General features: G+C 64.4%; 11 protein-coding genes. 6 read left to right on the top strand and 5 right to left on the bottom strand.

The genetic code is table 11. The annotated features are described in order from the left end of the window. Positions 1–64: 64 nt before the first annotated feature. Positions 65–1717: a glycoside hydrolase family 3 N-terminal domain-containing protein gene (locus ACE03M_RS02095; protein WP_485932521.1), complete on the top strand. Its 1653-nt coding sequence runs from the start codon at positions 65–67 to the stop codon at positions 1715–1717. Positions 1718–1815: 98 nt separating this feature from the next. Here the strand turns inward: ACE03M_RS02095 and ACE03M_RS02090 are convergent, their stop codons facing one another. From ACE03M_RS02090 to ACE03M_RS02080, 3 genes are all read right to left on the bottom strand, one after another. Then, positions 1816–2694: a C40 family peptidase gene (locus ACE03M_RS02090; protein WP_485932519.1), complete on the bottom strand. Its 879-nt coding sequence runs from the start codon at positions 2692–2694 to the stop codon at positions 1816–1818. A 697-nt stretch (positions 2695–3391) separates the two neighbouring features. Then, positions 3392–4228: a sulfurtransferase gene (locus ACE03M_RS02085; RefSeq protein ID WP_485932518.1), complete on the bottom strand. Its 837-nt coding sequence runs from the start codon at positions 4226–4228 to the stop codon at positions 3392–3394. Between the two features lie 92 nt (positions 4229–4320). Then, entirely contained in the window at positions 4321–5580 is a 1260-nt protein-coding gene (locus ACE03M_RS02080) for a class I SAM-dependent methyltransferase (RefSeq protein ID WP_485932516.1), read from the bottom strand. A gap of 120 nt (positions 5581–5700) precedes the next feature. Here ACE03M_RS02080 and rsmA point away from each other — a divergent pair, with 120 nt between their 5' ends. Genes rsmA through ACE03M_RS02065 form a run of 3 tightly spaced genes read left to right on the top strand, consistent with a single transcriptional unit; the run spans position 5701 to position 8332 of the window. After that, positions 5701–6612 carry a 16S rRNA (adenine(1518)-N(6)/adenine(1519)-N(6))-dimethyltransferase RsmA gene (gene rsmA, locus ACE03M_RS02075; RefSeq protein ID WP_485932515.1) on the top strand — a complete coding sequence of 304 codons (912 nt, stop codon included), beginning with the start codon at positions 5701–5703 and terminating at the stop codon, positions 6610–6612. After that, the gene (locus ACE03M_RS02070; RefSeq protein WP_485932513.1) at positions 6609–7556 is read left to right on the top strand and encodes a 4-(cytidine 5'-diphospho)-2-C-methyl-D-erythritol kinase; all 948 of its coding nucleotides are present in this window, start codon (positions 6609–6611) and stop codon (positions 7554–7556) included. The genes rsmA and ACE03M_RS02070 overlap by 4 nt, the downstream gene beginning before the upstream one ends. Then, positions 7556–8332 (top strand): FadR/GntR family transcriptional regulator, encoded by a 777-nt coding sequence (locus ACE03M_RS02065; protein ID WP_485932511.1) that lies wholly within the window; start codon positions 7556–7558, stop codon positions 8330–8332. Before ACE03M_RS02070 ends, ACE03M_RS02065 begins: the two co-directional genes overlap by 1 nt. 107 nt (positions 8333–8439) lie before the next feature. Here ACE03M_RS02065 and ACE03M_RS02060 read toward each other — a convergent pair whose 3' ends face one another. Further along, a complete protein-coding gene (locus ACE03M_RS02060) occupies positions 8440–9843 on the bottom strand; it encodes a GntP family permease (protein WP_485932509.1) in 1404 nt (467 codons plus the stop codon). Positions 9844–9894: 51 nt separating this feature from the next. Continuing rightward, complete coding sequence (locus tag ACE03M_RS02055) at positions 9895–10392, bottom strand: gluconokinase (protein WP_143923549.1); 498 nt, start codon at positions 10390–10392, stop codon at positions 9895–9897. A 174-nt stretch (positions 10393–10566) separates the two neighbouring features. Here ACE03M_RS02055 and gndA point away from each other — a divergent pair, with 174 nt between their 5' ends. Together gndA and ACE03M_RS02045 are read left to right on the top strand one after the other, a co-directional pair. After that, the gene (gndA, locus tag ACE03M_RS02050; protein ID WP_485932507.1) at positions 10567–12129 is read left to right on the top strand and encodes an NADP-dependent phosphogluconate dehydrogenase; all 1563 of its coding nucleotides are present in this window, start codon (positions 10567–10569) and stop codon (positions 12127–12129) included. Between the two features lie 99 nt (positions 12130–12228). Then, positions 12229–13371 (top strand): pyridoxal-phosphate-dependent aminotransferase family protein, encoded by a 1143-nt coding sequence (locus ACE03M_RS02045; RefSeq protein ID WP_485932505.1) that lies wholly within the window; start codon positions 12229–12231, stop codon positions 13369–13371. The last annotated feature ends 20 nt before the right edge of the window (positions 13372–13391 follow it).

Genomic DNA, 13391 nt, shown 5'->3' with positions numbered 1-13391 from the left:
GCAGCGGTGGCACGCCTGGTCCGCGTTCGACCGTTGGTTCATCTTCGACGATTAGCATGGTGCTATGCGCCCCAGACTTGGCATCATCGCCGCAACCGCCGTGCTCGCCCTGACCGGTTGCTCCGGCGGAACGCCCGGCCCGCAATCGGAGAAGACCGGGGAAGCCGGAGCCCCGCAATCGGCACAGAAGGCCGAACCTGAAAAGGCCGCCGAACCCGCAGACATCGACCCCGATGACTTCGCCGACGAGGCGAAGGAGATCGTCGAATCGTTCTCCGACGATGAGCTGGCAGGGTCCCTCATCATCGGCACCTGGTCGGGCACTGACACCCAGACCGGGGTCAATCTGCTGAAGAACAACAACCTCGGCGGGGTCATCGTCATGGCCGACAATCTGCCCGAGAATCCGACTCCTGACCAGGTCAAGAGTGTCACCGAAGCAGTCAACGCGTCGCGTTCGAAGGGACAGCCCGTGTCGATCGGCGTCGATCAGGAGGGCGGTCCGGTCTCGCGGCTGGGAACCGGCGCGCTGCCGTTCCCACCGCTGATGGCGCTCTCTGCCACCCAGGATCCCGACCTGACGCAGACCGCGACCAAGGTGCAGGGCCAGAACCTCACCGACCTGGGCTTCACCATCGATTTCGCCCCTGACGCCGATGTCACAACCGGTGAGAAGGACGTAGCCATCAACGTGCGTTCGGCCGGTGACGATCACAAGGCAGCCGCCGAGGTGGTCGCGCAAGCCACGACTGGATACCACCTCGGCGGTGTCGCCAGTTCCGCGAAGCACTTCCCCGGCCACGGTCGACTTCACGTCGACTCGCACGAGAGCCTGCCGGTGTCGAAGAAGAGCATCAAGGAACTCGAGGACACGGACCTGCTGCCGTTCAAGTCCGCCGTGAAGGCCGGCATCCCGATGGTGATGATGGGACACATCGGCCTGCCGGATGCGAAGACGACGCCGGCGACGCTGAATGAGAAGGCCTATCAGTCACTGCGAGACATGCTTGACTTCGACGGAGTCATCATCACCGACGCCCTCAACATGAAGGCCGTGGACCAGAGCCAGAGCGGCAAAGAGACCGTCAAGGCGCTGTCCGCCGGCGCGGATCTCGCACTGATGCCACCGGATTCTGCCGCCGCACAGAAGGCGGTGGCCAAGGCCATGAAGGACGGAGACCTGAAGAAGTCCGATCTGCAGAAGAAGGCAGAGCGCGTGGTGGCGATGCAGCTGGCCACTGCCGAGACTCAGAAGGCGATGACCGACGATTCCGGTGGGGACGACTCCGAGTCAGAGGGCAGCTCCGGGCCAGCCAGATCCGAGGATCCGCAGAAGGTCCTCACCGATGTGGCCGAGAAATCCCTGACGGTCCTCAAGGGGGAGTGCGCATTCGAGGGCACCGACTCGATCTCCATCGTCGGCGGCAGCGAGAAGGAGAAGAGCGAATTGAACCAGGCGGCCAAGGCCGCGGGCCTCACAGTCGACTCCGGTGGGACGAGCGTGAGCCTGAGCCCGGACGCCTCCGCCGAGGTGGCGGTCGGCACCGCTGCACCGTGGACGATGCGCAATACCTCGGCACAGTCGGCTGTGACGGCCTATGACAGCAATCCCAATGCGCTGAAGGCCGTGGCGAAATGGCTCAAGGGCGATCTCAGAGCCTCGGGCAAGCTGCCCGTCGACTACGACGGAAGCGACAAGGCCCCAGACTGCAGCTGAGGCAGCGCCCCAGACCGCAGCATCGCGGCAGGGCACGAAAAACCCCTCGTCCGGCTGGGACCATCAAGGCGGACGAGGGGTTTCTTCGTAGTACTGGATCAGAGAACGCGGATGAAGGTGACGTCACCCATCCAGCTGTAGCTGCGCTTCGAGGTGCCAGACCCTGGTGAGCCGGCATCATACATCTGTCCGTCACCGGCGTAGATGCCGATGTGACCTGGGTGCCAGATGAGGTCACCAGGCTTGGCTTCCGACTGAGAGACGACCTGGCCAGCGGCCTTCTGTGCCCCCGAGTTGCGAGGCAGATCGACACCGACCTTGCCGTAGACCCACTTGGTGTAACCGGAGCAGTCCCAACCGCTCTGGGAGGTTCCGCCGTAGACGTAAGGCGTGCCGGTTCCCTTCTCTGCCCAGCTCATGACCTGCTCCGCCTTCGAGCCGTCCATTGAGCCTGCATCGGAACCGGAGTCCTTGCTCTCGCCCTTGTCCTCATCGCCGGAGTCCGAAGAACCGGTGTTGGCGGAGTCGTCCGAGTCGTCCTCTGCGGGTTCCGGAGCCGGAGCGGGCTCGTCGGCTGGTTCGTCTTCGGTGGTCTCGACGGGTTCTGGCTTCGGCTTCGGCTTTGGCTTGGGAGCGGCCTCAGCAGTGATGTTCTCGACATCGACACCGATGGAGGCGCTGTGCTTCTTGTCCTTGCTCTGAGAAGACGAGCCTTCGTCCGCAGCGACGGTCGCCGACTGGTTCTTGAACTCGACCTGCGTCTGAGCTTCTGACTCCGCAGATACTGCGGCCTTGTCATCGGCCCCTTGTCCTGCTGCCGGAAGGACTGCTGCGGTGAGCAGGCCACCGCTGGCAGCGACAACGGCTGCACGGCGTCCGAAGACGGCGGAGTTGGCGTTCAGGATATCGGTCAGTTCGGTCAAGGGAGTCTTGACCTTGGCTTCTGCGGCTCGGCGGCCATGCTGCTTATTTGCCACGTTTTCCTCTCGTCACCTATTGGAAAGAATCCCAACCGCCACTTTCGGTCCTTAGTGATTTCACATCGAGCGTGGCGTGCGGTTCTCGCTGTGAAGTCGGCACTCTCGAGACCGACCTTCACAACTGTAACCAATCAGTGACCTAATGTCACGTTTTCGTTACATTGGGTGAGAAGTCTTCGCGGACGTGTGTAACAGTGCAGGTCAGAAGCTTATTCCGCGCTGAAGTTTCTGTAACAGTTGCCCGTTTGCCTGGTGCTGTCGGGTGGTGATATGACCTATCTCTCGTCATCTTCCCTGCCTGTATGTAACAAATCGGCCTATGTAACAGCCCGAAAATGACATTTCTGCGACGAAGAATGCCGACTCGAACTCGACGATATCGGCGGAGTCCGCTCGTCACGGCCATGCTGGCGACTGACTGTGGTGACTGTGTCTGGTTGGTGCGCTGCGGTGACTAGGCCGTGCTGTGTCGCGCTGACCGTGTCGCGCTTCGAATGTCGAACGGTTGGTAAGTTCACTTCGAAATTGTTGCGGAGATCGAAATGAACTTACCAACCGTTGGTATTGGAGCCGGCCCGTTGGTGTTGGAGCCGGCGTTCGCAGGTGGAGTCGGCACGTGCTAAACGCTAGGCGCTCGGCGTGTGAAGCACGTGAGGTAGGTGAGGCACGTGAAGCGGGTGAGCCCGGTGGGTCCTCAGGCTCCAGTTGCGACCGGGCGGGCAGCGTCGGATGACCATCCCGACCAGCTGGCTGGATAGAGGCTCGTCTCAACACCGAGGGTCGCCAGCGCCAAGGCGTTGTGGCAGGCGCTGACGCCTGAACCGCAGTAGACGCCGACGGGCTGGTCGAGAGCGCCGAGGGCCGAGAAGCGCGACCGCAGAGACTCCTCGTCGAGGAACCGTCCATCTGCGGTGTTGTCGCTGGCGGGCGCGCTCGTGGCACCGGGAATGTGGCCGGCCTGTGAGTCGAGCGGCTCGGTCTCTCCGCGGAAACGTTCGCCGGCGCGAGCATCGAGGAGGACCCCTGTCCATGCTGCTGCCGCGTCGGCGTCGATGACGGGCATCGAATCGGGGGAGATCGTCACGGTGCTCGGCTGTACGGGGTCACCGGCTCCGGCGGCCAATTCGCCTCCGGCGGCAACGAAAGCCCTCAGGCCGCCGTCGAGGACACGTGCCTTCATTCCCGCCCACTTCAGCAGCCACCAGGCGCGCGCGGCGCCCTGGCCCGAATTGTCGTCATAGACGACGACGTCGGTGAGCTGATCGATGCCCCAGGCCCGGACCTGGTCCTGGAATGCCTCTGCAGACGGCAGCGGGTGTCGTCCGGCTGTGGGGTCAGTCTCGGAGTGCGCGGCGAGTTCGGTGTCCAAGTCGACGTAGATGGCTCCGGGAATGTGCCCGGCGGTGAAGTCTTCGCGGCCATCAGGCTTCTGCAGTGTCCAGCGGACGTCGAGCAGCCTCGGCGTGGATCCGTCGTCGGAGAGGCGAGCGAGGAGCTCGTCGGCGGTGATGAGAACGTCGGAGCGGTTCATGGGGGATTCTCCTAGTGAGGTGGGGCGAAGGGATTTCAGCAGAGTTGGGACGGTTCGGCAGGGTTGGGACGGTTCGGCAGGGTTGGGACGGTTCAGCAGGGTTGAGTCAGGAGGACGACATGACGATCGCCCAGGCGGGTGAAGACCAGTGTGGCCTTGTCTCCGGCCGGCAACTTGAGTTGACGCCTGACCTGGTCAGGAACAATATCAGCTCCGCGCTTCTTGATCACGACCGAGCCGATGCCGCGGCTGATGAGGGCCTTGCGCAGGCTCGGGATCTTCGCCGGCAGCACATCGGTGACCTCATAGGTGGTGACCCCGGCCGAGGCAGGTCCGGTCGGTTCGACGTCTGTGGTCAGATAGGCGATCTTCGAGTGGACGCGGCGAGCCTGCAAGGGTCCGCACAGGGCGGTGACGAGTCCGGCGCGCACGATCGCGCCGTCGGGTTCGAGGAGGTACTGACCGAGCTCGCCGACGCCGTCCTCATCGTCGGCGGGAAGATCATCTTCGTGGACGAGGAGTGTGCGCTCGCCCATGACGAGGGCGCTGCGCCCGGGACGCTGCCTGGCCTCACCGAAATAGAGGCAGACCTCGACGACTTCGCCGAGGTGGGAGACCCATTGTGCCTCGGCCTCATCGGGAATGAGGCTGTGGTCGAGTGCCGGCCCGAGTTTGACACCTGCGGCCTTCGCCGCGAGCGCCTTGTCGATGACCCAGGACAGGGAAGGGGAGAAGTCTTCGGGATCGAAGATGCGTGCGGTGGAGCCGCTCTTGGTCCCCTTCCCGACTGTGCGGCGGGCCGGGTCGAACCACAGGGCGTCGAAGGCGGAGGTGTCGATGTCTTCGGCGCGGGCGTGCTCGACGCTGGCATTTGCCAGGTGGCGGAGGTTGAAGCTGGCGATGGCGGCCGTGACCTCGTCTGCGTCGACGGCGGTGACCTGGGCGCCCATCCCAGCGAAGGCGAAGGAGTCGGCGCCGATCCCACAGCCCAGATCTGCGATCGTGGGTGTGGAATCTGCCGCACCAGCACTGCCCTCGGTACCCTCGTCGCCACCGGTGTCCTTGCCCTCGCCGAGGAGGCGGCGGGCGTGATGGGCGGCCACCGGCAGTCGTGTGGCTTGGGCCAGACCGTCACGAGTGAACAGCATGTCCTCGGCGAACGGGCCGAGCTTCTTCACGGCGTCCTTGCGCAGCTGGGCCTGTGTGAGCAGGCCTGCGGTTACCTCGGCGGAATAGCCTTCCTTGCGCAGCGCCGATGATCGGGCGAGCTCATCGGCAGGCAGGTCCTCGATCCGGTCGAGCCGGTCGAGGACGGAGACGTCGAGGAGTTCGGTGAGTGTCTGCGGATCCATACCGTTCACCCTATCGTCCTGGCGTCGGCCGTCTGACTGCGATGTTGCAGGAGCATAAGGAAATGGCGTCAGGAGTGCTCGGTGATTGTGCCTGGGAATGAGTGCTGTAAGTTGTTGGCTGTGACGTTATTGACCGCACGCGACATTCGCGAAATCGCCGCCGACATCGGTCTGCGCCCGACTAAGCAGAAGGGGCAGAACTTCGTCATCGACCCCAATACCGTGCGCTCGATCGTGACGTCCGCGAAGCTTCAGGACTACAGCAGCGTCGTCGAGATCGGTCCCGGCCTGGGATCGCTGACGCTGGGTCTGCTGGAAGCCGGGCACCATGTCACCGCCGTTGAGATCGACGAGGTCCTGGCCGCCCGCCTGCCTGCGACGGTTGAGAAGTACGGGAAGAGAGCAGAGGAGCACGGGCAGAGCACGGCCGCTGCCGACGAAGCCGCGAACTTCGAACTCGTCAATGCTGATGCGCTCAGAGTCACCGAATTGCCCACGGCCCCCGACGCGCTGGTCGCGAACCTGCCCTATAACGTTGCGGTCCCGGTGCTGCTGCACTTCCTCGAGATCTTCCCGAGCCTGGAGTCCGTGCTCGTCATGGTCCAGCTCGAAGTCGCAGAACGACTCGCTGCCGGCCCCGGATCACGCACCTACGGTGTGCCCAGTGTCAAGGCCCAGTGGTACGGCGACGTGACGCTGGCCGGACGCATCGGCAAGAACGTGTTCTGGCCGGCCCCGAACATCGACTCCGGACTCGTCCACATCGATGTCACCCGCACCCACCGTGATCCGGAGCAGCGGCGTCGCCTGTTCGGCGTCGTCGACGCGGCTTTCGCCCAACGTCGTAAGACCCTGCGCGCTGCCCTGGCGACGTGGGCCGGCAGCGCACAGCGAGCAGAAGAGCTGCTGCGTGCTGCAGACATCGACCCCAAGACGCGCGGCGAAGCCCTCGGCGTCGCAGACTTCGAGCGACTCGCCGCAGCCGGCGCCGCACAGGGTGGCACTTCCACGACGGGAAGCGCACGATCATGAGCGCACAGCTGCACTCGTGCCCGAAGACCCTGACGCCGGTGAAGGTGCAGGCGCCGGGCAAGATCAACGTCCACCTCGGCGTCGGTGGGGCCGGCGATGACGGATACCACGAACTCGCGACGGTGTTCCAGGCCCTCAACCTCAACGAGACCGTGACCCTCGTCCCCGGCGGGAGCTCCTCGATCGTCGTCGGCGGTCGCTACGGAGACGACGAGGTGCCCCAGGACGAGTCCAACTTCGCCCGCAAGGCCATCAACCTCCTCATCGCAGCCCTCGAAGACGAACGCGACGTCGACGTCCTGCGTGAGCTCGACATCGTCATCGACAAACAGGTCCCCGTCGCCGGCGGCATGGGCGGGGGATCGGCCGATGCGGCCGCAGCACTGTGCGGTGCCGCCCACCTCGTCGGGGGAGTCGATGAGTCGATCCTCCACGACTGCGCGGTCGGAGTCGGGGCCGACGTCGCCTTCCTCCTCCACGGAGGAACGGCCATCGGCCACGGACGCGGGGAGAAACTCACCCCCGTCCTCACCCGCGGATCATTCCACTGGGTCATGGCCACCTCGGCGAGGCAACTGTCGACACCGGCGATGTACTCACGATTCGACGAACTCACCCCGAACCCCGAACCAGCGGTCGTGCCCGCCGAGGTGCTCACGGCGCTCGCCGCCGGCGACCCGGACACCCTTGCCAGCGCGGCCGCCAACGACCTCACCGATGCCGCGATATCGGCCATGCCCGAACTCGCCGAGGTGATGGAGGCCGGACGTGCAGCCGGTGCCCTCCTGCCCCTGCTCAGCGGCTCGGGCCCCACGATCGGCTTCCTCGCCCGCGACGCCCATCACGCTCTTGACCTCGCTGTCCTGCTCCAGGCCACGCGCGGAGTCAAGGAAGCGCTGCGGACCACGGGACCTGCCCCCGGCGCCCACATCATCGAGCACTGATGGCCGAGGCGAAGGATCCTGGTCCGGGCTCTGCAGCTGACGAACGAACGAGCAGTCGGACATCGGGCGGCAACCTCCACGAAAGTCTTCTCAATTCGATCGGCACTGACATCGTCACCGGTCACCTGGAAGCGGGAACGGTCGTCCGGGCCGAGGAGCTGCGTGTGAGGTACGAAGTCTCGCTCTCGGTGGTGCGCGAAGTGGTGCGTGTTCTGGAGTCCCTGGGGATGGTCAAGCCGATCCGTCGCTTGGGGCTGGTGATTCTGTCCATGCGGGAATGGACCATACTCGACCCTCTGGTGGTGCGGTGGAGAATGGCCGCAACCCCGGCACTCCAACTGCGTTCCCTGACCGAGCTGAGAGTCGCCATCGAACCTCAGGCAGCACACTTGGCCGCCGTCCATGCCTCAGCCGATGCGGCCGAGGAGATCATGGGATTGGCCGCCAGAATGCGCACCAGCGGACGCAAGGGCGATGTTGAGGCGGTGCTGGAGGTCGATATCGCCTATCATCGGGCAGTCCTGAGAGCCGGCGGCAACGAACTCTTCGCTTCCTTCGACTCGGTCGTCGCCGAGATCCTGCGCGGTCGAACGCACGCCGGGCTGATGCCGAAGTTTCCCCATCCAGAGGCGCTGCAATGGCACTTCGACGTCGCCGATGCCATCGGCAACGGGGACCCCGATCGAGCTCATGCTGCGATGACGAAGATAATGGATCGAGCCTTCGCCGAGATGGAAGATGCCTGGGCGGGCCAGCCGCGCCTCAGAGCGGACTGACGACCCTCCGGACAGGCTGGACCGACGACCCTCAGACAGGCTGGGCCGACGACCCGCCGGACAGGCTGACGCCCCTCAGGCAGGCTGACGACCCTCAGGCAGGCTGGTCAGAACGCGCTGACGACACCGTAGAGGGCGAGGCTGAGGGCGAAGCCGACCAGACCGAGGATGGTCTGAGCCACGGTCCAGGTCTTCAGAGTGGTCTTCGTGTCCATGCCGAAGAACCGGGAGACCAGCCAGAATCCCGAATCGTTGACGTGGCTGGCGACCACGGAGCCAGCGGCCAAGGACAGCACGATGGCCACGACCTGCAGGCTCGAGAAGTCCGGATTGCCGACGACGACCGGCTGCATGAGTGCCGCCGCAGTTGTGAGCGCGACCGTGGCTGAACCTTGCGCGACGCGCACGATCGCGGCGATGACGAATCCGGCCACGATGACCGGCAGACCCAGGGTCGCCAGGGAATCGGCGATGGAATCACCGATCCCGCTGGTTCGCAGCACACCGCCGAACATGCCGCCGGCTCCGGTGATGAGGATGATCGAGCAGACTGGGCCCAGAGCCGAGTCGACGATGTTCTCGACCATGCTTCTGCCCTTCTTCTTCCGCCACCCCAGCAGCCACATGGCCGCCAATACCGTGATGAGCAGGGCGATCGGGGTCTCACCGAGCATCCGCAGCGAAGTGACCAGAGTGGACTCGGCGTCGACCCAGCCGGCCTCACCGGCGAAGTCGAGGCCGGTGTTGAGGAAGATGAGCACAAGCGGAAGGGCAAGCAGGACGAGAACCGTTGAGAGTTTGGGTGAGGACCTGAAGTCGGCGAACTCCTCGGCCGGATCGTGGGCCAGGAGCGAGGGAACCGAGACTTCGATTCGCTTGCCGATGAAGAGCCCGAACAGATACCCGCACAGATACCAGGCCGGCACGGCGATGATCAGGCCGCAGATGAGGACGAGTCCGACGTTCGCGCCCAGAAGTCCGGATGCGGCCACGGGCCCGGGATGTGGAGGGACGAAGATGTGCATGGCCGAGAACGCGATCGCCGATGGCATGGCGTAGAGAAGCAGAGATCCGCCGAGGCGTTTGGCCACCGTGAAGATGATCGGCAGCATGACGACGAGACCGGCATCGAAGAAGATCGGGAAGCCGAACAGCAGCGAGGTCAGGCCCAAGGCCAGGGGCGCGCGCTTCTCTCCGAAAGCCTTGATGAGCGCATCCGTGAGCACCTGAGCTCCACCCGAGAGTTCAAGCATCCTCCCGAGCATGGCCCCGAGCCCCACGAGGAGTGCGACGCTGGCAAGGGTGGACCCGAAGCCCTCGTACATGACGGGCACCAGATCGCCGGGAGCGATTCCCGCGGCCAGGGCGGTGACCACACTGACCACGACGAGCGCGATGAAGGCGTGAAGCCTGAAGCGGATGATGAGGATGAGCAGCACCGCGATGGCTGCTGCGGCGATGCCGAGCAGGGCCGGGGCCGACAGCGTCCAGTTGAGTTCGATCTCGGTCACAATTGCCTCTTCCTTGAGGTTCGTCAGTGGTCAGGTGGTGATGGACAGTGGTCAGGTGGTGTGGGGCAGACGCTCGATGATGTATCGACTCACCTCGGCGGGAGACAGATCGATGGGCGCGAGGAAATGTGCTTCCTCGACAGTGAGCGGTTCCAGCGTCTCCAGCTGCGAGTCGACAAGGGTCGGTGACATGAATTCGTGTGAACGCCGCGCGAGATGCTCGACGATGATCTCGCGGTTCCCGGTGAGATGGACGAAGAAGGTTGCTGGCGCCTGTGCCCTCAGGTAATCCCGATAGCTGCGTCGCAACGCGGAACAGGCGACGATGGGAGGTGGAGTCGAGGTCAGTTCACTGGCCACGGACTTCAGCCACGGCCACCGGTCCTCATCGTCGAGGGGGACTCCAGCACGCATCTTGGACTTGTTGTCTTGGCTGTGGAGATCGTCGGCGTCGACGAACGCGGCTCCGAGCTCCGCAGCCAAGCGGCGGCCGATCAGTGTCTTCCCCGTGCCGGACACCCCCATGATGACAAGCGGGGGAAGATCCATCTCAGTTGGCCTCTCGTAAAAATATGATGACATTGCTAAACTGCACTCATTAAATCAGATTTATAGAAATCTAAATGAGACTGGTGAAACTGTCAACCGCTGCGAGAACCCGTCACTGGACATTTCGCCGTAACTGGCAGCCATGACCATCAGCCACGAGGAAGAGGATTGGGTATGACCGCGGAAGTGGGCGTGATCGGCACCGGAGTGATGGGCTCGAACCTCGCACGAAACCTCGCACGGAATCTGACCGGCCGGACCGGAGCGCGAGTCGCCATCTACGACCGCGACGTCGACCGAGCTCGAGCACTGGCGGCCGAGCATCACGAAGCGGACTTCCTCGTCGCCTCATCGCCGGCGGATCTGGCCAGCAAGCTGTCGGGTCCGCGCGTGGCGATCCTCATGGTCAACGCCGGCCCGGCCACGGACTCGGCGATCAGCGACCTGCTGCAGGTGTTCGAACCCGGAGACATCATCGTCGACGGCGGAAACTCGCTGTTTACGGACACGATCGCCCGCGGTGAGACCGCGGCCAAGACCGGCATCGAATTCGTCGGGGTCGGCATCTCCGGGGGAGAGGTCGGTGCGCTTGAGGGGCCATCGATGATGGTCGGCGGCACCGAATTTGCGTGGTCAAGACTGCGGCCCATTCTCGAACCCATCGCCGCGCGTGCCGAATCCAACGCGGCTTGTGCCGAATCCACCTCGGCTCGTGCCGAACCCGGCGACGGGCGAAGCGCACAGGCGGACCCGGAATCGTGCATCGCTCATGTGGGCACCGATGGGGCCGGCCACTTCGTCAAGATGATCCACAATGGGATCGAGTACGCAGATATGCAGCTCATCGCCGAAGCCTTCGCACTGCTGAGGAGCAGGCTCGGACTCACCCCTCCTGAGATCGCAGAGGTCTTCAGAGAATGGAACCGAGGAGACCTCGAGTCATACCTCATTGAAATCACCGCCGAGGTCCTCGACCACACCGATGCAGCCACAGGTGAGCCGTTCGTCGACATCATCGCTGATTCTGCCGGAGCCAAGGGGACCGGCGGCTGGACGGTGAAGACCGGCCTCGACCTCGGCGTGCCTGTCGCCACCATCGCCGAGGCGGTCTCGGCCAGATCGCTGTCCGCGGCCTCCGTGCTGCGTTCCTCCGGGACGGCGTTGGACGGTCCTTCGACGGTCACCTCGGCGCTCGAGGAAGCCCGCGATTCAGCGCTCGACGATGCCTCAATCTCGGCGGTGGTCGACCGTGACACGGTCATTGAGACCGTGCGGCAAGCGCTGTTCACGGGAAAGATCCTCGCCTACGTGCAGGGCTTCCACGAGATCGCCGCGGGAGCGCAGGAGCACGGCTGGAAGACGCAGCTCGGTGAGGTTGCCAGGATCTGGAGGGCGGGCTGCATCATCCGGGCCAGATTCCTCGACCGGATCACGGAAGCCTTCGAGGCCGATCCGAATCTGAGCTCGCTGCTTGGCGCCGCGTATTTCCGGGATTCGCTCAACTCCGGACAACAGGCTCTCCGGGATACGGTCGCCGATGCCGCCTCCTCTGGCGTGCCGATTCCAGCCCTGGCCTCGGCGCTGTCGTATTTCGACGGCATCCGCACTTCCAGAGCCTCGGCGGCGCTGGTGCAGGGCCAGCGGGACTTCTTCGGGTCCCACACCTACGGGCGCACAGATCGCGCCGGAACCTTCCATACACTGTGGTCGGGTGATCGCAGCGAGGTGCAGCTGTGATCACCGAGGTCGCCGCGCCTGGAACGTCTCGTCCGCGGCGATGTCTCTGCAGCTGAGCGGCAGTGGCCCAAAATCGCCGAACGTGGCAATGTTGGTGACATGACTCTGCCACATGAAGATATCGATCCAGACGGCCTGCTCGAATACTCGGTGGTCTTCACCGACCGATCACTCAACCACATGTCGGGTCGGTTCGTGTCCGTCATGCAGGACATCAATCGCATCCTGCGCGAGGCCTACGACGCGCACAGCGTCGCCATCGTCCCCGGTGGTGGCAGCTATGCCATGGAATCGGTGGCCAGGCAGATCGCGACGGGCAAGAAGTGCCTTGTGGTTCGCAACGGCCTGTTCTCCTTCCGCTGGTCACAGATCCTCGACGCAGGATCCATCGCCAGCGAGACGACCGTGCTCAAGGCGTCGCCTCTCAGTGATGAGCACCAGTCGGCCTGGGCTCCTGCCCCCATCGCCGAGGTGGTCGCCGCCATCGAGCGCGAGCGCCCGGCCGTCGTGTTCGCTCCTCACATCGAAACCGCCTCAGGCATGCTTCTGCCAGACGACTACGTGCGCCAGGTCAGCGACGCGGTCCACAGCGTGGGTGGTGTCTTCGTCCTCGACTGCATCGCCTCGGGTGCAGTCTGGGCCTCACAGGAGAAGCTGGGCGTCGACGTCCTCATCAGCGCGCCGCAGAAAGGCTGGAGCGGTTCGCCCTGCGCCGGCTACGTCATGCTCAGCGAAGCCGGCCGCGCCGCCGTCGATGAGTCCACCTCGACGAGCTTCGCCATGGACCTGAAGAAGTGGCTGTTCATCGCCGACGAATACGAAGCAGGCCGGGCGCCGTACCACGCGACCATGCCCACTGACTCGCTCGCGCACAATGCCGCCATCATGCTCGAGACGAAGGAACGCGGCTTCGACAAGCTTGCCGCTGCACAGTTCGAACTCGGCGACCGGGTCCGCAAGGTCTTTTCCGATCGCGGACTGCCTTCGGTTGCGGCACCGGAATTCGCTTCGCCCAGCGTGGTCGTCGTCCACACGGACAACCCGCAGCTGGCCACCGGTGCTCAGTTCAAGGAAGCCGGCGTTCAGATCGCTGCCGGCGTGCCCCTGCATTGCGACGAGCCCGAAGACTTCTCCACCTTCCGAATCGGCCTGTTCGGCCTCGACAAGCTCGGCGACATCGACGGCTCGATCTCCCGCCTTGAAACCGCACTCGACTCGATCGGCGTGACGTCGCAGTCGTGATGGAACACCGACCGCGCAGG

The organism is Brevibacterium sp. AGC70 (assembly GCF_057334195.1).
This window is presented reverse-complemented; position numbering and strand designations above follow the sequence as displayed.

Bases quoted from the DNA above. Each gene is read 5' to 3' on its own strand.
- ACE03M_RS02095 (WP_485932521.1), top strand. From the start codon at position 65: ATGCGCCCCAGACTTGGCATCATCGCCGCAACCGCCGTGCTCGCCCTG.
- ACE03M_RS02085 (WP_485932518.1), bottom strand. From the start codon at position 4,228: ATGAACCGCTCCGACGTTCTCATCACCGCCGACGAGCTCCTCGCTCGC.
- ACE03M_RS02080 (WP_485932516.1), bottom strand. From the start codon at position 5,580: ATGGATCCGCAGACACTCACCGAACTCCTCGACGTCTCCGTCCTCGAC.
- ACE03M_RS02070 (WP_485932513.1), top strand. From the start codon at position 6,609: ATGAGCGCACAGCTGCACTCGTGCCCGAAGACCCTGACGCCGGTGAAG.
- ACE03M_RS02065 (WP_485932511.1), top strand. From the start codon at position 7,556: ATGGCCGAGGCGAAGGATCCTGGTCCGGGCTCTGCAGCTGACGAACGA.
- ACE03M_RS02055 (WP_143923549.1), bottom strand. From the start codon at position 10,392: ATGGATCTTCCCCCGCTTGTCATCATGGGGGTGTCCGGCACGGGGAAG.
- gndA (WP_485932507.1), top strand. From the start codon at position 10,567: ATGACCGCGGAAGTGGGCGTGATCGGCACCGGAGTGATGGGCTCGAAC.
- ACE03M_RS02045 (WP_485932505.1), top strand. From the start codon at position 12,229: ATGACTCTGCCACATGAAGATATCGATCCAGACGGCCTGCTCGAATAC.